20 protein-coding genes are annotated in these 21,387 nt (G+C 71.7%); 8 read left to right on the forward strand and 12 right to left on the reverse strand.

The annotated features are described in order from the left end of the window. The first annotated feature begins 222 nt into the window (after window positions 1-222). Genes ABD091_RS18190 through ABD091_RS18205 form a run of 4 tightly spaced genes read left to right on the forward strand, consistent with a single transcriptional unit; the run spans window position 223 to window position 2,793 of the window. Window positions 223-957 (forward strand): ANTAR domain-containing protein, encoded by a 735-nt coding sequence (locus tag ABD091_RS18190; RefSeq protein WP_343921258.1) that lies wholly within the window; start codon window positions 223-225, stop codon window positions 955-957. A 41-nt stretch (window positions 958-998) separates the two neighbouring features. Then, entirely contained in the window at window positions 999-1,619 is a 621-nt protein-coding gene (locus ABD091_RS18195) for a flavodoxin family protein (protein ID WP_343921260.1), read from the forward strand. 5 nt (window positions 1,620-1,624) lie between these two features. Continuing rightward, the gene (locus tag ABD091_RS18200) at window positions 1,625-2,593 is read left to right on the forward strand and encodes an iron-containing redox enzyme family protein (protein ID WP_343921262.1); all 969 of its coding nucleotides are present in this window, start codon (window positions 1,625-1,627) and stop codon (window positions 2,591-2,593) included. Next, window positions 2,590-2,793 carry a CDGSH iron-sulfur domain-containing protein gene (locus ABD091_RS18205; protein WP_343921264.1) on the forward strand — a complete coding sequence of 68 codons (204 nt, stop codon included), beginning with the start codon at window positions 2,590-2,592 and terminating at the stop codon, window positions 2,791-2,793. The genes ABD091_RS18200 and ABD091_RS18205 overlap by 4 nt, the downstream gene beginning before the upstream one ends. Window positions 2,794-2,797: 4 nt before the next feature. Here ABD091_RS18205 and ABD091_RS18210 read toward each other — a convergent pair whose 3' ends face one another. The 4 genes from ABD091_RS18210 to ABD091_RS18225 all read right to left on the reverse strand — a co-directional run bounded on the left by ABD091_RS18210 (window position 2,798) and on the right by ABD091_RS18225 (window position 8,018). Then, on the reverse strand, window positions 2,798-3,454 hold the full coding sequence (locus ABD091_RS18210; protein WP_343921266.1) for a methyltransferase: 657 nt from the start codon (window positions 3,452-3,454) through the stop codon (window positions 2,798-2,800). After that, entirely contained in the window at window positions 3,451-3,885 is a 435-nt protein-coding gene (locus tag ABD091_RS18215) for a DUF1641 domain-containing protein (RefSeq protein ID WP_343921268.1), read from the reverse strand. The genes ABD091_RS18210 and ABD091_RS18215 overlap by 4 nt, the downstream gene beginning before the upstream one ends. Next, entirely contained in the window at window positions 3,885-6,917 is a 3,033-nt protein-coding gene (gene fdhF / locus ABD091_RS18220; protein WP_343921270.1) for a formate dehydrogenase subunit alpha, read from the reverse strand. The genes ABD091_RS18215 and fdhF overlap by 1 nt, the downstream gene beginning before the upstream one ends. 402 nt (window positions 6,918-7,319) lie before the next feature. Continuing rightward, on the reverse strand, window positions 7,320-8,018 hold the full coding sequence (locus tag ABD091_RS18225; protein WP_343921272.1) for a GAF and ANTAR domain-containing protein: 699 nt from the start codon (window positions 8,016-8,018) through the stop codon (window positions 7,320-7,322). A 73-nt stretch (window positions 8,019-8,091) separates the two neighbouring features. Here ABD091_RS18225 and ABD091_RS18230 point away from each other — a divergent pair, with 73 nt between their 5' ends. Beyond that, entirely contained in the window at window positions 8,092-8,769 is a 678-nt protein-coding gene (locus ABD091_RS18230) for a response regulator transcription factor (protein ID WP_343921274.1), read from the forward strand. Here ABD091_RS18230 and ABD091_RS18235 read toward each other — a convergent pair whose 3' ends face one another. Next, entirely contained in the window at window positions 8,770-9,846 is a 1,077-nt protein-coding gene (locus tag ABD091_RS18235) for an FUSC family protein (RefSeq protein ID WP_343921276.1), read from the reverse strand. A gap of 464 nt (window positions 9,847-10,310) precedes the next feature. Between ABD091_RS18235 and ABD091_RS18240 the strand changes: the two genes are divergently transcribed. Next, window positions 10,311-11,405 (forward strand): alcohol dehydrogenase catalytic domain-containing protein, encoded by a 1,095-nt coding sequence (locus tag ABD091_RS18240; protein WP_343921278.1) that lies wholly within the window; start codon window positions 10,311-10,313, stop codon window positions 11,403-11,405. Here the strand turns inward: ABD091_RS18240 and ABD091_RS18245 are convergent. Beyond that, a complete protein-coding gene (locus ABD091_RS18245; protein WP_343921280.1) occupies window positions 11,395-11,703 on the reverse strand; it encodes a hypothetical protein in 309 nt (102 codons plus the stop codon). The genes ABD091_RS18240 and ABD091_RS18245 overlap by 11 nt on opposite strands. Before the next feature lie 109 nt (window positions 11,704-11,812). Next, a complete protein-coding gene (glnA, locus tag ABD091_RS18250) occupies window positions 11,813-13,234 on the reverse strand; it encodes a type I glutamate--ammonia ligase (protein WP_343921282.1) in 1,422 nt (473 codons plus the stop codon). A 194-nt stretch (window positions 13,235-13,428) separates the two neighbouring features. On the opposite strand from glnA, the gene ABD091_RS18255 reads away from it, so the two are divergent. Continuing rightward, window positions 13,429-13,821, forward strand: coding sequence for an RDD family protein (locus ABD091_RS18255; protein WP_343921284.1), 393 nt, complete (start codon window positions 13,429-13,431; stop codon window positions 13,819-13,821). A 20-nt stretch (window positions 13,822-13,841) separates the two neighbouring features. On the opposite strand, the gene ABD091_RS18260 is transcribed toward ABD091_RS18255, so the two are convergent. From ABD091_RS18260 to lipB, 3 genes are read right to left on the reverse strand one after another with little or no spacing between them, the layout of a single operon-like run. Next, a complete protein-coding gene (locus ABD091_RS18260) occupies window positions 13,842-14,549 on the reverse strand; it encodes a DUF4191 domain-containing protein (RefSeq protein ID WP_343921286.1) in 708 nt (235 codons plus the stop codon). 48 nt (window positions 14,550-14,597) lie between these two features. Further along, window positions 14,598-15,533, reverse strand: a complete 936-nt coding sequence (gene lipA, locus ABD091_RS18265; protein WP_343921288.1) for a lipoyl synthase — start codon at window positions 15,531-15,533, stop codon at window positions 14,598-14,600. Between the two features lie 18 nt (window positions 15,534-15,551). Next, window positions 15,552-16,283, reverse strand: coding sequence for a lipoyl(octanoyl) transferase LipB (lipB, locus tag ABD091_RS18270; protein ID WP_343921290.1), 732 nt, complete (start codon window positions 16,281-16,283; stop codon window positions 15,552-15,554). Between the two features lie 71 nt (window positions 16,284-16,354). On the opposite strand from lipB, the gene ABD091_RS18275 reads away from it, so the two are divergent. Beyond that, window positions 16,355-16,900, forward strand: a complete 546-nt coding sequence (locus ABD091_RS18275; RefSeq protein WP_343921292.1) for a hypothetical protein — start codon at window positions 16,355-16,357, stop codon at window positions 16,898-16,900. Here the strand turns inward: ABD091_RS18275 and ABD091_RS18280 are convergent. Both ABD091_RS18280 and ABD091_RS18285 read right to left on the reverse strand, forming a co-directional pair. Continuing rightward, the gene (locus ABD091_RS18280; protein WP_343921294.1) at window positions 16,857-17,759 is read right to left on the reverse strand and encodes a TIGR01777 family oxidoreductase; all 903 of its coding nucleotides are present in this window, start codon (window positions 17,757-17,759) and stop codon (window positions 16,857-16,859) included. The two genes, ABD091_RS18275 and ABD091_RS18280, sit on opposite strands and share 44 nt — an antisense overlap. Before the next feature lie 43 nt (window positions 17,760-17,802). Beyond that, window positions 17,803-21,306, reverse strand: coding sequence for an ATP-binding cassette domain-containing protein (locus tag ABD091_RS18285; RefSeq protein ID WP_343921296.1), 3,504 nt, complete (start codon window positions 21,304-21,306; stop codon window positions 17,803-17,805). Window positions 21,307-21,387 lie beyond the last annotated feature (81 nt).

Here is a 21,387-nt window from a genome sequence, read left to right on the forward strand (position 1 = left end):
GTGTCGCACCCACCCGCGGCCGTAGCCGCGGCAGGCCCATGCCGCTCGCCCGGTCGTGGAGACGGTGCGCGCCCGGGATCGCCCGCTGCGGTCCCCTTGAGTGACTACCCACTCAAGGGTGGACCGCCCGGGTCGGTGTCGGGACGGCGTCGGTCGACGTGCTTGGATATTGCCCGGTTCAGCAGCGAGCCCGTGTCCCCGTTCTCCTGAGAGAGAGTGGAAGTGATCGGCCCTGCAGACCTCACCCGGTGGCGCCACGACGAGGAGTTCCGCGAGGACCCCGTCCCGCTGCTGGTGCTCGACCGCGACCTCGTCATCCGCGCCGTCAACCGCGCCCACGAGCAGGTGATGGGCTTCCCCGAGGCCGCTCTCGTGTCACGCGACGCCTTCGACGCCTATCCCGCCAATCCCGGCGCCGAGGAGGGTGACGACGGGCGCCGGAGCATGGAAGCGTCCTTCGAACGGGTACTCCGCCACCGGCATCCCCACCACCTGGTGCTCCAGCGCTACGACATCCCCGACGTCGCTTCGCCGGATCGCTTCCTCCCGCGGACCTGGCTGCCCGTCAACGCGCCCGTGTGGGCGGCCGGCGAGGTCGCAGGCATCGTCGTACGCGCCGAGGAGGTCCGCGTCCCCGACGAGACCCACCAGGTGCTGCGCGCCTTCCGCGAGGTGCTCCGCGAGCAGGGAGCAGGGGAGGAGGACCTGCTGACCCCGGTGGTGCAGGCGGTCGTGTGGGCGCTGCGCTCGTGGGGGGAAACCCTGCGCGAGGCCGAGCAGCTGCGCGAGGCGTTGACCTCGAGAGCGACCATCGACCAGGCCAAGGGCATCCTCATGGGTCGCCACGGCGTGACGGCCGAGGCCGCCTTCGCCGAGCTGGTCCGGTTGTCCAACGACTCCAACGTCCGGCTTGCCGAGGTGGCCAGCGCGCTGATCTACCAGGTGCAGCACCCGTGAGGGTGGTCGTGAGCCACGCCGCGACCGGGTACGACGGAGACATGGACTCGATCCCTGACCTTCGGGCACTCGCGCTCGTCTGCACCCTCAAGCCGTCGCCCGCCGACTCCAGCTCCGCCCTCATGGCCACGCACCTGTTGGATGCGCTGGCGGCTCATGGGGTCAGTGGCGACGAGGTGCGCGTCGTCGACCACGCCGTGCGCTTCGGGGTGACCACCGACGAGGGGGACGGTGACGGCTGGCCGGCCCTCCGGGACCGCTTGTTGGAGGCCGACATCCTGGTGATCTCCACGCCCATCTGGCTTGGTCAGCCTTCATCGGTGTGCAAGATGGTGCTCGAGCGCCTCGACGCGGAGATCGCCGAGACCGACGACCGCGGCCGGATGTCGATGAGCGACAAGGTCGCCGTGGTCGGGGTCGTCGGCAACGAGGACGGGGCGCACCACACGATCGCCGAGTGCCTGCAGGGGCTGAACGACGTGGGGTTCTCCGTCGCAGCGAACGCCGGCGCCTACTGGGTCGGCGAGGCGATGGGCTCGGTGGACTACATCGACCACGACGAGACCCCCGAGTTCGTGGCCAGCACCATCGCCACCACGGCCTCCAACGCGGCCCACCTGGCCCGGCTCCTGCGCGCCGACGGCTACCCCGCCCCCGAGTGACGTCGGTGTTGCCCCGGGCCCGGGGCGCGGCGAGCGGGGCGGTGCTCCAGGTGCTCGACGGGGCTCCGCCGGAGGCCGTCGACCCGGTCGCGGGTCCCGACGGACCAGATGACGAGCAGCTGGCGCTCTGGCTCCTGTACGCGCTCCACCACCGCGAGCTGGCGGAGGTCGACGAGGTTCTGGAGTGGGACCCGTCGCTGCTCGGGCTGCGACGACGGCTCGAAGGCCCGTGGGAGCAACGCCTGCGCGACCGCTTCGTCGGCCCGGCACCGCCGGGCGACGTCGGCGAGGAGCTCTTCGAGCTGACCGCGGCCTTCGAGGGAGCGTCGCTGTCGTCCTACGTCCAGCGCACGGCGACCCTCGACCAGGTGCTCGAGCTGCTGCGCCATCGCTCGCTCTACCACCTGCGGGAGTTCGACCCCACCGCGTGGGTCGTACCCCGGCTGCCCGCCCGCCCGAAAGCGGCTCTCCTCGAGCTGGCCTTCGACGAGTACGGCGGGGGAGATCCGCGTCGCCTCCACTCCCACCTCTTCGCCCGAGGGCTCCGCGCGGTCGGCCTGGACGAGACCCCCGGCACCTACGTCGGCGAGGCGCCGACGGAGGTCCTGGAGCAGAACAATGCCATGTCCCTGTTCGGCCTGCACCGGCGGTGGCGGGGCGCGGCGGTCGGCCACCTGGCCGCCTTCGAGGCCACCAGCAGCCTGCCGTCCCGCAGGATCGCGCTGGGTCTGCGACGCCTCGGGCTCCCCGAGGAGATCGCCGGCTACTACGACGAGCACGTCATGGCGGACGCCGTGCACGACCAGCTCGCCTGCCGGCTGGTCTGCGGCAGCCTCGTCGCCGAGGAGCCTGACCTGCGGGACGACGTGTTCCTGGGTGCGTTCACCTGCCTCGACCTCGAGGCCAGGTACGCCGCGCGCATGCTCGGTGACTGGCAGGGGGAGCAGCGAGCAGACCCAGGGGTCCCGGCGTGAGTGAGGAGGAGCACCCGGACGTCATCGTCTGCCCGGGCGGACCGCTCCTGCTACGCGGTGACCACGTCGTCGAGGACGCCGACGGGAAGCGGCACCGGACGAGTCGATCGGTCAGCGCGGTCTGCCGCTGCGGCGCCACCGGAGCACCGCCGTGGTGTGACGGCACCCACCAGCAGTTCCCGCGCGACCGTCGTCCGTGAGCGGTCAAGGGCGGCCGATGCGCGCCACGACCCCCCGGCCGAGGCTGCGCCACTCGAGGACGGAGAGGTCGCCGTCCGCGTCCAGCGCATCGGACACCCGTCGGGCCTGCTCGGCACTGTGGAGCTGGAGCAGGGCCGAGCCCTCGGGCAGCAGCCACTCGCGCACCACGTCGAGACAAGGCCACACCAGGCGCATCCCGTCGGGTCCGCCGTCGATCGCAGACAACGGGTCGTCGGGGAAGCGCCGGGTGTCGGCCGATCGCAGGTAGGGCGGGTCTGCGAGAACCATCGCGAACCGCTGGTCGAGCGGCATCAGCGAGTCGAGGTCCGCCTCGACCACGTCGACCCGACCGGAGATCCCTGCGCGCCGGGCGTTGAGACCGGCGAAGCCACAGGCGACGGGGTCGGTGTCCAGGCACACCAGCCGGCGCTCCGAGGCCGCCACCGCGAGCAGACCGATGTGGCCGGCCCCGCAGCACAGCTCGAGCACTGGACCCGGGGGCGCCTCCTGGAGCAGATCCGCCGCCCACACCGACTGACGTGCCGTCCACGACCGCGGTCGCAGGACGCGCTCGTCGTACTCGATCGTCAGGTGTCCGAAACGAGTCAGGCGCCGCGCCGGTTCGGCTCTGTCCGGTCGTGCCACAGCGGTGTCGGTCATGCGTCTCCCCGGTCGTCCGCGCTCGTCCCCAGCGCCGAGCCGAGCGCAGCCAGGGCGGCAAGGGCGGCGGAGAGACCGCGCCGGGTGTCGGGGTCGCGCAGGCGGCGGAACAGGGCGCGCACCCCCTCCGGCTCCCGCGACGCAGCGGCCGTGGCAGCCGCGTCCCGCGCGCGGCGTACGCCGGTGGCGACCTCCTCCGCACGGTCGGGATCGAGGCCGCGCGCCGCACCCGTGAGCGCGATGAGAGCGCGGACGGTGTCGGCGTCGACCGTGTCGAGCAGCGCACCGAGCAGCCGCGGGTAGGACCGCGCGCCACCTGCGGCCGCTCGGAGGAGGCCGCTCTCATGGAGGGCAGCCACCAGGTCGTCGAGGTCGTCGCGGGCGGCGGTGTCCGGCGGCGTGGGCGGCGTGTATCCGAGCGAGTGGGCCATCAGTCGTTGCTCCTCCCGTGGTTCAGCGGGTCCTGGTAGTCGTCGCGCGCCCACTTGCGCTCGACCTGCACGCCGAGCTGCGGGGTGGGGTTGCCGTAGCGGTGGTGGTGGCGGGGGATGGGGGCACCGTGTGGGTCGCCCTTCGCGTCGCGGGCGCCCTTGCGGGCGCGGTCGGCACCCTTGCGCTCGCCGCCGCGCCGCTCCTGGGGACCGTCCGTGCGTTCGATCCGCACGGCGATCTCCTTGTAGGCGGGCGTGTGGGAGTCCGGGTCGACCACGTTCGAGGTCATCAGGTTGATCTCGGCTGCCTGCATCGGGACCCAGAGCTCCTCGTCGGCGACCTCTTCGGAGAGAAGCACCCGCACGGTGGCCTCGCCGTGCGGCGAGATCAGCCGGACCCAGTCGCCGGTGGCCAGCCCGCCATGCTTCTCGGCGGTGCGGCGCGTCATCTCGGCCCAGGTGTCCGGCACGAGATGGGTCAGGCCGGCGGAGCGCAGGGTGAGGTTGCCCTCGTGGAAGTGCTCCAGGCTTCGGCCGTTGTTCACGTGGAGCGGGTACTCCTCGCTGGGCTGGTCCTGCGGCTCCCGGAACCCCAGCGGGTACAACCGGGCACGACCGTCGTCGAAGTGGAAGGACTCGCTGTAGAGCAGGGGGGTGTCGGAACCGTCCTCCGCCACCGGCCACTGCAGCGAGTTGTAGCCCTCGAGCCGGTGGTAGCGCACACCGGCGAACAGAGGCGTGAGGTCGGCGATCTCGTCCATGATCTGGCTGGGGTGGGTGAAGCCCCACTGGTGACCCATGTGGGCCGCGATCCCCTGCAGGATCTCCCAGTCAGGGCGCGCGTCGCCGACGGGTGCCATCGCCCGGTTGAGCCGCTGGATGCGTCGCTCGGTGTTGGTGAAGGTGCCATCCTTCTCGAGCGACGCCGCCGCCGGCAGGATCACGTCGGCGAACTCGCACGTGCGGGAGAAGAAGAGCTCCGAGACGACCATGAAGTCGAGTCGCTCGAGTGCCTCTTGCACGTAGTGGACGTTGGCGTCGACGAGCGACAGCTCCTCGCCGACGACGACGAGCGCCCGCAGCGAGCCGTCGTAGGCGGCGTCGACCATCTCGTGGTTGTCGAGGCCCGGCTCCAGCGGCAGCTCGCGTCCCCACGCCGCGGCGAACTTGTCGCGCACCGCCTCGTCCTCGACGGGCTGGTAGCCGGGGTAGAAGGAGTTGATGGTGCCGAAGTCGCTGCACCCCTGGACGTTGTTGTGGCCACGCAGCGGGTAGGCGCCGGTGCCCGGCCGACCATAGTTGCCGGTGACGAGGAGCAGGTTCGAGACCGCCGTTGAGGTGTCCGACCCCATGTGGTGCTGGGTCACGCCCATCGCCCAGAGACCGACAACACTGTCGGCGTGGGAGACCCGCTCCGCCACGTCACGCAGCGTGTGCGCGGGAATGCCGCACCGCTCCTCGGCGTAGTCGAGCGTGAACGGCTCGAGGGACGCGCGGTAGTCCTCGAGCCCGTTGACGCGCTCGGCGAGGAACTCGTCGTCGGCCCAGCCCTGCTCGAGGATGTGGCGGGTCACTGCCGAGAGCCACACCAGGTCGGTGCCCGGCTTCGGACGGAGGAAGACGTCGGCGCGCGCGGCCATCTCGTGCTCTCGCAGGTCGGCCACGATGTGCTGCTGCCCGTTGAGCTTCTGGGCGCGCCTGAGCCGGGCGGCGATGACGGGGTGGGACTCGGAGGTGTTGGAGCCGACGACGAGGGCGAGCGCGGCCCGCTCCATGTCGCTGATCGACCCGGCGTCTCCGCCGTAGCCAACGGTGCGCCACAGCCCCTCGGTCGCCGGTGCCTGGCAGTAGCGCGAGCAGTTGTCGGTGTTGTGGGTGCCGAGCACCTGCCGGGCCAGCTTCTGGGTGAGGTAGGACTCCTCGTTGGTGGCCTTGGACGAGCCGATGACGGCGACGGCGTCCGGCCCGTCCTCGTCGATGATCCCGGTCAGCCGGCGCGCGATCTCGTCGAGGGCCTCCTCCCACGACACCTCGACGAAGCGCGCGCCCCGGCGTACGAGCGGGCGCGTGAGGCGGTCCTCGGCGTTGACGAAGTCCCAGCCGAACTTGCCCTTGACGCAGGTGGAGATGGAGTTCGCCGGGGCCTCGTACTGGGGCTGGATGCGCAGGATCTCCCGGCCGCGGGTCTCGACGTCGAAGGAGCAGCCGACGCCGCAGTAGGTGCAGACGGTCTTGGTCCGCTCCGTGGCCGCCTGGCGTGCGGTCGCCTCGGCGTCCGAGAGGGCGTAGAGGGGGGCGTAGCCGGTCGTGGGCTCGACGGCCTTCACGAGGTCGATGGAGGCGTGCCAGATGTCCTCTGGCCAGTCGGTGAAGAGGCCCGCCCGGCCGACCATGGTCTTCTCCATGAGGGCGTTGCAGGGGCAGACGGTCACGCAGTGGCCGCAGCCCACGCACGACGACTCGCCGATGGGAGCGCCGCCGTCCCACAGCACACGCGGGTCCTCGGCCTCCCAGTCGATCGACAGCGTCTCGGTGACCTGCACGTCCTGGCAGGCCTCGACGCACCGACCGCACAGGATGCACTGGTCGGGGTCGTAGCGGTAGAAGGGGTGGCTGTCGTCCACCTCGTAGGGCTTGGAGCGGAAGGGAATGCGCTCGTGGGTCAGCCCGGAGGATTCGATGCTCTTCTTGAGGGTGCAGGAGCCGTCGTTGTGATCGCAGACCGTGCAGTAGAGGACGTGGTTGCGCAAGAGCAGCTGGGCGGCGGACTCGCGAGCCTCGGCAGCGCGTCCTCCCAGCCCGACGCTGAGACCGTCCTCCGTGTCGGTGACGCAGGCTCGCACCAGCTCGCCATCGACCTCGACGACGCACGTGTCACACGTCTGCAGCGGACCCAGCGCGGGGTGGTAGCAGGCACGGGGGAACTCCCCGGGCTGGTCGTGCGGGGACAGGGCCTCGATCAGGGGGCGCCCGGCCTCCGCGTCCACGGGTCTCCCGTCGACCTCGACGGTGCACGCTGTGGGCCGAGGCATGGCCGCGTCCTCGCTCAGGGGCCGGAACCGCTTGCGACGGTCGACATCGTGGTCCTGTCCGGTCGTGCTCATCCCACTCCTCGGGTTGTCGGCTCACCGGCGGTCTACGAACGTAGGACGGTTCGCGACCTCCGCGCCCCCTCCCTGGGGGCGAAACGGGGGCGGTCGTGCACGACGGATCGCGCCGCCAGCCAGACCCGAGACGGTTCCCCCGGTCGCCCCTTCGGTCCGGCTTGCCCGTACCCGTGTCTCACGGGGTCATGCGGCGGCGAGGGGTCCGCGTGGTGGACCTGTGGCTCCGCATGACCTCTACTGGAGGCAGGTCGCGGAGGGTGGGGCCCCGCCGTTCGAGGCCAGGCGCGGAGGCTGCAGCCACCTGGCCTCCGCGCCGCCGCGTGTGGCTCAGAGCAACGTCCTGTCGCCGGCCGACACGTGACCGGACATGACCAGCTCCTGGGCGACGTCGCGCAGCTTGCGGTTGGTCTGGGAGGAAACCCGCCGGAGCACGTCGAACGCGGTGTCGGCGGGAAGCCCGTGCCGCTCCATCAGGATCCCGGTGGCCTGGGCGGTCACGGTGCGGGAGTCGAGGGCCACCCGCATCTGGTCGGCGTGCTGGGCGCAGACGACCGCAACGGCAGCATGGGCGGCCAGAGCGACGCCGTGGTCGCGGTCGACGGTGTCGAAGGCGTTCGGCTGCGAGGAGTAGAGATTGAGGGCACCCACCACGTCCTCGGCGGTGAAGAGCCGGAAGCACAGCATGCTGCGGATGCCGAACTCGCTGACCACGGCTGGACCCCACAAGCGCCAGCGCGCGTCCGCGGCGAGGTCGGAGCCGTAGACGAGACGCTGCTCGAGGATCGCGTCGATGCACGGTCCCTCGCCGTACTCCGCCTGCAGGCGATCGACCGCCGCCACGACCTCACTGCTGACCGCGGGGCTGTCGAACTGGCCGCGCACGACCACCGAGATCCCGGCCTCCTCGCAGGACGGGACCAGTGCGACCGCGAGCTCGAGGGTCCGTTGCATGGTCGCCCGCTCACCTTGCTCGGACTGCAGGACGCGCGCTGCCTCCGCGAGGACTGCTGCCAGGTCACCTGCCATGACTCGAACCTTCCACACGGCCGATGCAGCAACAAGGCCGCATGACCGCAGCCCAGCGGGGTACTGGACGATCATGAACCAGACCACGGCCCGCCCACCTCTGAGGCTCGCTCTGGCCCACGAGTGCGACCTCGTGACCCGCGGCTTTCACGAGATGCTCGCGCCCTACTCCGCGCGAGTCGTCGTGACGCCCCCCGAGCGTGACGGCGAACCATTCCGCGATGTCGACCTCACCCTGCACGATCCCTCGAGCGGTGTGCAGGAGCCCGCGTCCGTCTCCCTCCTCCCGGCCCACCGTTTCGCCGGTCGGATGGTCGTCTACACCTGGAACCCACGTCCCGACCTCGTCAACGAGTTCCTCGCCTGCGGAGCAGCTGGCGTGATCGCGAAGACGGTCAGCGCGCCGACTCTCGTAGCGGCACTCGAGGCAGTGCACCGCGGTGAGCAGGTGGTGGAGTACGGCGTGACGACACCCCTCCGGCGACGAGCCGGGCAGGACCAGCTGCTCACGCCGCGGGAGGAGCAGGTCATCCGCCTCATCACTCTCGGACTCGACAATGCCAGCATCACGCGTGAGCTCTCCCTCAGCATCAACTCCGTGAAGAGCTACGTGCGCAGCGGCTACCGCAAGATGGGCGTCACCTCGCGGTCGCAGGCCGTGCTCTGGGGGGTCCGCCACGGGCTCCTCGAGGCCTCACCAGAGTCGCCCCACACCTCCACGTCGTCCGAGGCACCCGTTCTCACCGGCTGATCACCCCTGTCGCCGGCCGACGACGGTGACGGCGTCGAGCTCGTCGAGGGCGTTGCGCAGGTTGATGATCAGCGCCCCGTGTACCGGCCAGCGCGGGGGCATACCGCCGGACTCGAGCTCGTCAATCAGCTGCTCGAGGCGCTCCCGCGCCCGGCCGATCCGCTCGGGATCGGCGTCGTGGACAGCTTCACCGGCGGCGACCAGCAGCTCGGGCCACGTGCGGGCGAACGGATCGGCCCACGGTGCCTCGGACGGCCCGGCCACGCCGAGGGTCCGGGCCATGCTCCGCACCTCGGCCAGCGCCTGCTCTCGCCTTCGGAGTCGCGCGAACCACTGCTGCGGGTCGCGCACCTCGCGAGCCTGGCGACGGGGATTGAAGCGGGCCGCCTCGCTGCTCTGACGGACCAGCGCCCATGCCTCGGCGATGTTGTCCTCGAGTTCGCGGGACCGTTCGATCCATCCCTCGACCTCCTCCTCGACGCTGCCGCTGGCCAGTCGTGTCCCCATGTCTCGCAACAACGTTCCGATCCCCTCGTCGAGACGAAGCATCGACGAGACCGCAGTGTGGCGCAGGAGCGGTGGCCACACGACGGCGTTGACCGCCAGCCCGACGGCGACCCCGATCCCGGTGTCGAGGAGGCGCGCGACGAGCCTCGCGTCCTCGGACCATCCGGTGGTCAGGACGATGAGGGCCGTCGTGGTGACGGTGATGGACTCGGGCCCGAACCACGGGATGCGCCCGACCAGCATGGCCACGGCCAGCAGCACGGCGAGTCCCCAGGCGTCCAGACCCAGGAGCTGCCCCACAGCGGCGGCCAGCAGCACGGCCACGACGGTGGCACCCACCTGGCGGACGCCGCGCGACATCGACCGGTAGACGGTCGCGTGGACGACAAGCAGCGCCGACCAGGGGGCGAGGAACGACTGCGAGAGGCCGAGCCACTGGGCGGCCAGCACCCACGCCAGCGTCGCGGCAACCACAGACTTCACGAGCTGGATCAGGTCGTTCCACATCACGGAGTCGTGCCGGCGACGGGCCACCCAGCGGGCGGCTCGAGTGAGGGACGCACTCTGCATGGGTGCCGAACGTAGTCACGGCCACCCCGGAGCACCACGCCCCCGAGGGCGAACTTGCGCTCGCGACGGCGCACGGTCGAGTCAGGGCCGATTCCGACTCGTCCAACGGGGTCGTGACGGTCCTGCCGCCCCGTGGTCCGCCCGAGCTGACCCTCATCGGACGGAGGGCGCGACCGACACGGAGGCCTCGCTGGTGGGCGACCGGCACTGGCGGCCGCGCACCTGCATCGGTCGCTTCGGCACGGGTACGGACGGTTGACCACCACCTTCCTCGACCTGGCCGAGCTGCTGCCCGCCCACCGGGTGTGGGAGCGGTTCGCCGCCTCGCTCGGCTGACCACGTCCGGGCCCACGATCCAGCAACGAAGGAGAGACAACGATGAAGGCAGTCACTTGGCAGGGCGCACGCAAGGTCAGCGTCGAGGAGGTGCCGACCCAACGATCCAGGAGCCGACCGACGCCATCGTGCGTATCACCACCACCGGTCTCTGCGGCTCGGACCTGCACCTGTACGAACCGCTGAAGCCGTTCATGACGCCCGGCGACGTGGTCGGTCACGAGCCGATGGGCGTCGTGGAGGAGGTGGGTGCTGAGGTCCGGGACCTGGCGGTCGGCGACCGCGTCGTCGTGCCGTTCAACATCAGCTGCGGCGACTGCTGGATGTGCTCGCGGGGGCTGCACAGCCAGTGCGAGACCACGCAGAACCGGGACACCGGGACAGGTGCCAGCTTGTTCGGATTCAGCAGTCTCTACGGGTCGGTGCCGGGCGGGCAGGCCGAGCTGCTCCGCGTCCCCTTCGCCGACTTCCTGCCGATGAAGGTCCCCGAGGGACCGGCGGACGACCGGTTCGTCTTCCTCTCCGACGTCCTGCCCACGGCGTGGCAAGGCGTGGAGTACGCCGGCCTGCCGGACGACGGCGTGCTGCTCGTGCTCGGGGCTGGTCCGATCGGTGACATGGCCGCGCGCATCGCGATCTCCCGAGGTCACCGGGTGATCGTCGTCGACCACCTGCCCGATCGCCTGGACCGCGTCGCTGCCCGGGGCGCCAGCACGATCAACCTCACCCAGGTCGACGACGTGGGGGAGGAGGTCCGCTCCCGCACGGCTGGGCGGGGCGCCGACGTAGTCATCGACGCGGTCGGCATGGAGGCACACGGCAACCCCGTGGCGGAAGCAGCGCACAAGTTCATCGCACTGCTGCCCGACGCGGTTGGACAGCCGCTGATGCAGAGGGCCGGCGTCGACCGGCTGGCCGCGCTGCACACCGCGCTCGACGCGGTGCGACGCGGCGGCACGGTCAGCCTGCTCGGTGTCTACGGCGGCGCTGCCGACCCGATGCCGCTGATGCAGATGTTCGACAAGCAGCTGCAGCTGCGCATGGGGCAAGCCAACGTACGCGCCTGGACCGACGCGATCATGCCGCTGCTGCTCGACGACGCGGATCCGCTGGGCACCGAGGACTTCGTCACCCACCGGCTCCCGCTCGACGAGGCACCCGCTGCCTACGAACGCTTCCGCGCCAAGGAGGAGGGCGTCATCAAGATCGTCTTCACGCCCTGATTTCGCCGCCACAGCATCCGCGGCGCCCTCGAAGGCAGGAGGTCCGGGGCGGCGTTGCTCGGCCCCCAGCTTGCGCACTGCGGACGGCGACGGTGCTGGTGCTCGTGCGCCCGGCGGCCCGACGGGAGGTCGGCAGGGCGGCGAACCAGGTCAGGACGTCGTCGCGGTAGGTGTACTCGCGGGCGGTGTCCACCTCGAGGTGGAGCGCAGCCGCGACGTGGTCGATGGTCCAGATCGGGACCGACAGGTCGATGTTCATGACCCTGTCGGTCCGGAAAGCCGCCAGTTGCGCAGTCACCCCGACCATCGCCCGGGGACGCGCAACGGCCCCCATGGTGGAAATCCGGGGGATTCCTCCGCGGGGGCCGCGCGCTTGTTCGGGTCAGGGCCTGTTTCGACCCTGTCCGTCAGATGTCGTAGTAGAGCTCGAACTCGTGCGGGTGCGGGCGCAGCTGCACAGGGGCGATCTCGGCGGTGCGCTTGAAGTCGACCCAGGTCTCGATCAGGTCGGGGGTGAACACGTTGCCCTCGGTGAGGAAGTCGTGGTCGTCCTCGAGCGCGTCGAGCACGGCACCGAGGCTGGTCGGCACCTGGTCGATCTCGGCCATCTCGTCCGGCGGGAGCTCGTAGATGTCCTTGTCGATCGGCTCGGCCGGCTCGATCTTGTTCTTGATGCCGTCGAGGCCGGCGAGCATCAGCGCCGAGAACGCGAGGTAGGGGTTCGCCGACGGGTCGGGGAACCGGGTCTCCACGCGCTTGGCCTTCGGGTTGGCACCCGTGATCGGGATCCGCACCGAGGCCGAGCGGTTGCGCGAGGAGTAGACGAGCGAGATCGGCGCCTCGAAGCCGGGGACCAGGCGGTGGTAGGAGTTCACCGTCGGGTTGGTGAAGGCCAGCACGGCCGGGGCGTGCTTGAGGATGCCGCCGATGTAGTGGCGGGCGGTGTCGGAGAGGCCGGCGTAGCCGGTCTCGTCGTAGAACAGCGGCTCGCCGTCCTGCCACAGCGACTGGTGGACGTGCATGCCCGAGCCGTTGTCACCGAAGATCGGCTTCGGCATGAAGGTGACGGACTTGCCCTGCTCCCACGCGGTGTTCTTGATGAGGTACTTGAACTTCATCACGTCGTCGGCGGCCTTGAGCAGCGTGTCGAAGCGGTAGTTGATCTCCGCCTGGCCCGCGGTGCCGACCTCGTGGTGGGCGCGCTCCACGGTCAGGCCGCAGAGCTCGAGGTTCTTGACCATGTCGGCGCGCAGGTCGCTGTAGTGGTCGTAGGGCTCGACGGGGAAGTAGCCGCCCTTGAGGCGGGTCTTGTAGCCGAGGTTGTCCTCGCCCTCCTTGCCCGAGTTCCACCAGCCCTCGACGGAGTCGATGTGGTAGTAGCCCTCGTTGACGTCGGTGGAGTAGCGGACGTTGTCGAAGATGTAGAACTCGGCCTCGGGCGCGAAGTACGCCGTGTCCGCGATGCCGGTCGAGGAGAGGTGCGCCAGCGCCTTGCGCGCGATGTTGCGCGGGTCGCGGGAGTAGGCCTCGCCCGTGATCGGGTCGTGGATGAAGAAGTTGATGTTGAGCGTCTTCGACTTGCGGAACGGGTCGACGTAGGCCGTGGTCGGGTCGGGGAACAGGGCCATGTCCGACTCGTTGATGGCCTGGAAGCCACGGATGGAGGAGCCGTCGAAGTTCAGGCCGTCGTCGAAGACGGACTGGTCGAAGGACGACACCGGCACCGTGAAGTGCTGCATGATGCCCGGCAGGTCACAGAAGCGGACGTCGACCATCTCGACGCCCTCGTCCTTGATGTACTTCAGCAGCTCGTCGCTGTTCTCGAACATGCGTCCCCTCCTTGGTCGGCTCCTGGCCGACCGCAAGTGATTCGGGTCAGTGGTGCAGGTCAGGTCGTGGTGCGTCGCTGCACCGGTGCCCCGAACGTAGGCAGGGGCAGTTTCTCGACCGTATCCCGTTTGTTTCAGGCATGTAACAGATGTCCGGCACGCCGGCCCTGGAGCGCCGTCGATACGCTGGCGGAGTGATCGAGACCGCCACGTGGGGCCGCCGCATCCTCGCGCTCGTCGTCGACTGGCTGGCCAGCTACGGAGTTGCGGAGCTGCTCGTCGCGACGGGCGTCCTGCCGGGCAACCCGGCGAGCATCGCGACGATGGGGGTCTTCGTCCTCGAGAGCGCGCTGCTCACCGCCTTCGTGGGCGGCTCGTTCGGCAAGCTCGCCACGCGGCTGCGCGTCGTGCAGGCCGACGGGACGCCCCGACCGCCCGACCTGGTCCGCGCGGTCGCGCGCAGCGTGCTGATCTGCCTGGTGGTCCCGCCACTGGTCTTCCGGCGGGACGGCCGTGGCCTCCACGACATGGTGGCCGGCACGGCCACCGTCACGCTCCAGGACTACCTCGCGCGCAGCGCCGGCTGACGGCTCGGCGACGGAACGGCTCAGCGGCCGCGCATCTGACCGCGCATGCCCTTCATGCTGGTCGGCACGGGGCCCTTGGGGATCGGGATGTTGGGGCGGCTGGCGTCAATCGCGCGCAGCCGGCCGAGGACGTCGGTCAGCTCGGCGCCCCGGAGGCTGCGGCCGAGCTTGGTGACGTGCTTGACGAGCCGGGGGAGCGGGACCTGGCCCTCGCCGTCGCCCACGATGACGGTGTGGATCGGCACCTCGGAGGCGACCCGGGCGTGGCGCCGCTCCTCGTTGGCGAGCAGCTGCTTGAGCCGGTTGGGGTTGCCCTCGCCGACCAGCACGATGCCCGGAGGGCCCACGACGCGGTGGACGAGGTCCTGCTGCTTGTTGAAGGCGATGACCTGGTCGGTCTTCCAGCCACGCCGCAGCGTCATCAGCGCGCGGGCGCCGGCGCCGGGAGTCCCCTCCATCTGCTTGTAGGCAGCCGACTGGGCACGTCGTCCGAAGACGATCACGAGCGCCAGCAGGCCGACCATGACCGAGCCGATGATCGAGAAGACCAGCGCCAGCGTGCCGTCGCCCGGGAGCACGAAGAAGAAGAGCAGGAAGCCGAGACCAGCCCCGACCAGGAACGTCGCCAGCAGCAGCAGACCGGTGCGCGGGTAGACCTGCTTGGCCATCCGGTAGGTGGCCACCATCTGCTGCCGGCGGCTCATCTCGGACGGGTCGACGTTGCTCATGCGTGGGGATCCTGCGCTTCCTGCGTGCGGGTACGGCGGGGCTGTCGGTCAGACGGACGCGCGGGCGTCCATGGCCTGACGGTACAACCGACTGGCCCGGTAGGACGAACGGACCAGCGGTCCCGACATGACGCCGGAGAAGCCGATCTCGTCGGCCTCGTCCTTGAGCTCGACGAACTCCTCGGGCTTGACCCAGCGCTCGACCGGGTGGTGGCGCACCGAGGGGCGGAGGTACTGGGTGATCGTGATCAGCTCGCAGCCCGCGTCGTGGAGGTCGCGCAGCGCCTGGCTGACCTCCTCGCGGGTCTCGCCCATGCCGAGGATCAGGTTGGACTTGGTCACCAGGCCGAAGTCGCGGGCCTGGGTGATGACGTCGAGCGAGCGCTCGTAGCGGAAGGCCGGCCGGATCCGCTTGAAGATCCGCGGCACCGTCTCGACGTTGTGTGCCAGCACCTCCGGCCGCGACTCGAACACCTCGCGCAGCAGGTCGGGCTTGCCGTTGAAGTCGGGGATCAGGTTCTCGACGCCGGTCTCGGGGTTGAGCTCGTGGATCGCGCGCACGGTCTCGGCGTAGAGCCAGGCGCCGCCGTCCTCGAGGTCGTCGCGGGCGACGCCGGTGATCGTCGCGTAGCGCAGCTGCATCTTCTGGACCGACTCGGCCACCCGGCGCGGCTCGTCGCGGTCGAGCGGCTGCGGCTTGCCGGTGTCGATCTGGCAGAAGTCGCAGCGGCGGGTGCACTGGTCGCCACCGATGAGGAACGTCGCCTCGCGGTCCTCCCAGCACTCGAAGATGTTGGGGCAGCCCGCCTCCTGGCAGACGGTGTGGAGTCCTTCGCCCTTCACCAGGTTCTGCAGCTCGGTGTACTGCGGACCCATCTTCGCGCGGGTCTTGATCCACTCCGGCTTGCGCTCGATGGGGGTCTCGGCGTTGCGGACCTCGAGTCGGAGGAGCTTGCGGCCTTCGGGAGCGGGAGCTTGTGTCACGTCACCCGATCCTACGCGTCAGGGGGTGACGAGCTGGATCGGGCGGACCCGCCCGGGTTCGGGCCGCGGCTCGTAGTCGGGGGTGGGGGTGTAGTCGTCCCAGGTGAGGTAGTCGTCGAGGTGTCGCTGCACCACCGGGATCACCTCGGTGACGGTCACGTCGCGCCCGAGCTCGCGGCTCAGGGACGTCACGCCGGCGTCGGCGATCCCGCACGGGACGAACCGGTCGTACCACGCCATGTCGACGTCGCAGTTGAGCGAGAAGCCGTGCATCGTGACGCCGCGGCTGACCCGGATCCCGATGGCGGCGACCTTCCGCTCGGGACCGCGTCCGTCGGCCTGCAACCACACGCCACTGCGACCGGGCACGCGGGCGGTCACGACGCCGAGCTCGGCACACGTCGCGATGAGGGCCTCCTCGACGCGACGGACGTAGTCGACCACCTTCACGTGGTCGGGCAGCGTGACGATCGGGTAGCCGACGAGCTGGCCGGGGCCGTGGAAGGTGATCTTGCCGCCGCGGTCGACGTCGATGACCGGCGCCCCGCCGGGGTCGAGCGGCTTCTCGTGGTCGTCGGTGCGCTTGCCGCAGGTGAACACCGGGGGGTGCTCGAGCAGCAGCACCGTGTCGCGCTGGCGGCCCTCGACCACCGCCTCGTGCACTTCGCGCTGGAGGTCCCACGCGGCGAGGTAGTCGACGGCGTCGTCACCGAGCCCGGCGATGCGGTGGTCAGGGGTCTCCTTCAGCACCCCGCCAGCCTACGCCGGAGCCTGTGGAGGAGCCCCGGCGCGACCGCGCGCGGGCACCTAGGTTGGGACGCATGCCGAGGACGTGGGTGGTGGTCGCGCTCCTGGTCAGTGCGGCCGGGTGCGCCCTCGTCGCTGCGGTGCCGCTGGCCGTGCCGGCGTCGCGGCCCGCGGCGTCGGCCGGGCCGGTCGCCGCGGCTGCCGCGCCGGACCGGACCGCACCGCTCGCGGTGCTGCGGGCCTGGGACGCTGCGCGGTCCGAGGCGTGGGTCGCCGGCGACGTGGAGTCCCTGGCCGGGCTCTACGCCCGCGGCTCGCGGTCGGGGCGGGCGGACCGTCGCCTGCTGGCGGCGTACGACGCCCGGGGGCTGCGGGTGCACGGGCTGGGCGTGCAGCGGGCGAGCGTGGAGGTGGTGCGACGGGCCGGCGACCGGCTCGTCCTGCTCGTGACCGACCGGCTGACCGGCGGCTGGGTGAGCACGGCGTCGGGGGAGCGGGTCGACCTGCCTCGCGACCGCTGGTCGACGCGCCGGGTCGTGCTCGCCGAGCGGGGCGGGGAATGGCGTGTCGTCGAGGTCAGGGATCGCGGCGGGCCAGACCTGAGGCGACCACCTCGGTGACGTCGGGGTCGCGGAACTCGTAGCCGCTGGCCAGCAGGGCGGCGGGCCGGGCGTTGACCGACCCGAGCAGCTCGGGAGCCAGCTCGCCCGCGGCCAGCCGGAGGACCGGCGCGGGCGCGGGGAGGAAGGCGGGCCGGTGGAGGGCCGAGGCCAGCGCCTGCGTGAACTCGGCGTTGGTCGGCGTCTGCTCGCAGCAGAGGTTGAACGGACCCGACGCGGTCTCGTGCTCCACCAGGTGGGTCGTGGCACCGACCCAGTCGCGCAGGCTGATCTGCGGCATGTGCTGGCGCCCGCTGCCGAGCCGGCCGCCGAGACCGAGGGAGAAGAGCGGCGCCAGCGCCTTCAACGGCATGCTGCGCCGGTCCATCACCGGCGCGGTGCGGAGCACGCACACCCGGGCGCCCGCGCTCTCGGCGGACGACGTCACGGCCTGCCACTCGCGCGTCACGCGGGTGAGCAGGGCGTCCCCGCGGCTCTCGGAGTCCTCCGTGACCAGGGTGTCCCCGTGGTCGCCGTAGAAGGAGATGCCGTTGCCGGCGACGAGCGCGGCCCGGCCTCCGGTGGCGGCGATCTCCTCGGCGAGCAGCTGGGTCGTCGTCACCCGGCTGTCCCGCAGCTCGCGGGCCCAGCGCGAGGAATGCGGGTTGCCGGCGGTGGGGGAGCCGGCGAGGTTGACCACGACGTCGGCCGCGGCGACCGCCTCGCGGGGGACGACGCCGTCGGCGGGCTGCCACTCGACCTCGTCGGAGCCGGTGGGCGTGCGGCGTACGAACCGGGTCACGTCGTGGCCCCTGGTGCGGAGGTGGGCGGTGAGGTGGGAGCCGAGAAATCCGGAGCCGCCGGCGAGGAGGACGCGCATGCGGCCAGCCTTCCAGACGCGCCGAAACGCGTCAGCCCTCCTGTCAGCCGGCGAGGTGCCGCCAGCGCGGGGAGAGCTCGGCCCACGGACCCACGTCGGCGACCGTGCCGTCGTGGAGGACCACGACCCGGTCGGCCTGGGCGAGTGCTGCGGTCTTGCTCGTCGCGCCGACCACGGTCGCCCCGGTCTCGCGGAGTGCGCGCCAGAGCTCGACCTCGGTGGCGGCATCGAGGGCCGAGGAGACGTCGTCGGCGACGAGGAGCTCGCTGTCGCAGGCGAGTGCCCGCGCGAGGGCCAGCCGCTGGACCTGTCCGCCGGAGAGGCGTACGCCGCGATGGCCGACCAGCGAGTCGATGCCGCCGGCCTCGGCGACGTCACGCTCGAGACGCGCGCCGGCGACGGGGGCGTCGAGCGCACGGTCGGGGTGGTCGAGGTGGATGTTGCCGGCGAAGGTGCCCGACAGCACGCGGGGGACCTGGGCGACGTAGGCGACCCGTCCCGGTCGCAGCTCCCCCTGCGGGTCGCCGACCGCGCGACCGTTCCATGCGATGTCGCCGGTGCTGTGCACGAGCCCGACGAGCGCCGCCAGCAGGCTCGACTTGCCGGAGCCGATCTGGCCCAGCAGCAGCACCAGCTCGCCGCGTCGGAGCTCGAGGTCGACGCCGCTGACCCCGAGCGTGCCGTCGTCGTGGACGGCGGAGACGTCGCGCAGCGAGAGCGTGTGGAGCGGCTCGTCGTGGCCGTGGGCCGGCGGGGCCGCGTCACCCGCGACGAGATCCATGCCGGTCGGGACTCGCATCAGGTCGCCACCACCGGCCAGCCGGCTCGTCGCGTCCATCCACGCGCGGGTGCCGGGCGCCTCGGTGACGACGGAGCCCGCGACCCGCCCGAACCAGTCGAAGCCGCTCACGGCGTTGGCGACGAGCAGCGCCGTGGCCAGACCCCACCGGCCCGTCAGCAGGCCGGCCCAGGCCGCGACGACGCCGCACTGCACCATCACCATCGGCACCCCGTCGAGCAGGGTCTGGACCCGGTGCTCACGGACCGCGGCGTCGACCCGCCCGCTGTCGACCTGTCGCAGGTGGGCGTGGATCTCGGGGGTCGCCGCGGCGAGCTTGACCGTGCGGACCGACTCCAGGGCCGAGACCAGCGCCTGCCCGAAGCCGGCGCGGGCGGCCGACGACGCGGCGGCCGAGCGGCCCGCGACGCGCCGCCCGAGCGACGACGCCAGCGCGGCGGACACCATGACGGCGAGCAGCACGAACCCGGCGAGCCATGTGCCGGCGACGAGCGCGGTGACCCCGGCCACGACGAGGCCGTTGACGAAGTCGACCCAGCGGTCGGTGTAGCGGGCGAGCCGGTCGGCGTCCATGGCCCGCGCCACGACCTCGCCGGGAGGGGTGCGGGCGAGCCGGCGCTGCTCGGTCTGGCCCGCGAGGACGGTGGCGCGCACGCGCAGCCGCACCGAGATCCACCAGCGCGGGTAGAGCCGGAAGGCCTGGGCGAGGACCAGCGGGCTCGCGAGCAACGAGACCACGAGCACGGAGAGCAACCACAGGGGGTCGTCGCCGCGCTGGAGCGCCGTCACCACGTGGCCCCAGATCCACCCGGTCAACGCACCGAAGGCACCGGTCAGCGACGCCACGAGGAACAGCACGACCCCGAGCAGGCCCCACTGGGGCTCGATGGTGATGGCGCTCCACACCGCCCTCGCCAGGCTCGGCGTCGGACGCAGCTCGGCCGGTGCCGGTGGTGTGGTCGTACGCCGCACCGAGCCGATCGCGGCGGCCCGGACCTCGTCGTGGTCGACGACGACCTCGTGGGCGGCGGCCTCCAGCAGGTCGCGGAAGGGGCCGTCCCGGTCGACCAGCCGCTGCCGTGGCCCGTGCTGGACGACCCGGCCCGCCTCGAGCACGGCCACCTGCTCGGCACGCTCGGTGGTGGACAGCCGGTGGGCGACGAGGATGCCGGTGCGACCCTCGAGCAGCCGGGCGGCGGCCCGGACGACGCGGGCCTCGGTGAGCGCGTCCATGCGCGCCGTGGCCTCGTCGAGCACGACGACCCGGACGTCCCGGACGAGCAGCCGCGCGAAGGCCACCAGCTGCTCCTCGCCCGCCGAGAGGCTGCTGCCGTCGGGGCCGAGCAGCGTGTCGAGGCCGGCGGGCAGGCCGGCGACCCAGTCGGTCAGCCCGAGCTCGGTCACCGCAGCCTCGACGGCGACCCGGGGCACGTCGCTGAAGAGCGCGATGTTCTCCGCAAGGGTGCCGGCAAGGATCTCGGTGCGCTGCGTCACCACCCCGACCGCACGCCGCAGCTGCTGGAGGTCGAGCGTGGTCACGTCGACGCCACCCAGCCGGACGCTGCCCGACGGCGGCTCGACCGCCCGGGACAGCAGCGAGGCGAGGGTCGACTTGCCCGACCCGGTGCGGCCGACGAAGGCGCAGGTGTGGCCGGCGGGGATGACCAGGTCGACGCCGCGCAGCGCGAACGAGCCGGTGCCGTAGGTGAAGTGGAGGTCGTCGAAGACCACGTCGAGCGGACCGTCCGGCAACGGGCGCCCGCCCGTCGGCTCGGCCGGGGAGGCGAGCATCTGGCGCAGCCGGATGACCGCGCCGAGCCCCTCCTGGAGGTCGGGCAGGTGCATCGCCAGCATGTTGACCTGGCCGACGAACATCGTGGCGGCCAGGAACAGCGTCACCAGGGCGGCGGTCGACAGGTCGCCGTGGGCGGCCAGGGCGACCCCGACGACGCCGATGCCGGCCAGCAGGCCGTGGAGCATCGTGCCGCTGCGGCGGGCGACCTGGCTCTCGACCGCGAGCACCCGGCGGAACCGCTGGTGGACGACGGCGGCGTAGCCGGCGTTGCGGCGCAGGACATGGGCCTGGCCCAGGCTCGTGCGCAGGTCGTCGCGTGCGGCGATGCCCTCCTCGGTCGACGCCGCGTGGTCGGTCCACGCCATCTCCTCGAGGACCTTGCGCTCGGCGACCTGCGGCAGCAGGCGTCGGACGAGCGCGAAGACCGCGACCGCGGAGACCGGGAACAGGAAGGCCGCCGGCCACCAGGCGAGGGAGGCGACGATCCAGAGCGGCCCCGACGCCATGAGGGTGCGCAGCGCCATCCACACCCCCCAGCGCAGCAGCTGGCCGACCTCCCACGTGTCGTCGTCGATCCGGTCGAGGATCTCGCCGACGGCCTGCTCGGAGAGGTCGTGGAGGGGCTGGGCGAGGGCGGCGTCGAGCAGGTCGGCGCGCAGCACGCCCTCCGCCCGGTCGACCACGACGGACCAGATCGTCTTCGCGACGGCATCGACCACGGCGCCACCGACGACGCAGGCCGCGAGCGCGAGCAGCAGCAGCCGGGTCGGGTCGTCGGCGAGGCGGCCGGTGACCACGGAGCCGAGCGAGGTGCCGATGGCGCCGGCGAACGAGAGCCCGAGCGCGGCGTAGGTGGCGGGTCGGCGCAGCCGACGCCAGTCGACCGGGACCCGCTCGGGGTGGTGAGCGGTGGTGTCGACGGCGTCGGTGAGGGTGGCCAGCGGCGTCGTCATGATGCCTCCACGCTAAGGCGAGGCACCGACACGGTGCCTCCTGTTTTCTGTCCCGTGCGCGGCGACGCCGGGTCGCCACGG

The organism is Nocardioides aestuarii (genome assembly GCF_039527245.1).
GTDB classification, from domain to species: domain Bacteria; phylum Actinomycetota; class Actinomycetes; order Propionibacteriales; family Nocardioidaceae; genus Nocardioides; species Nocardioides aestuarii.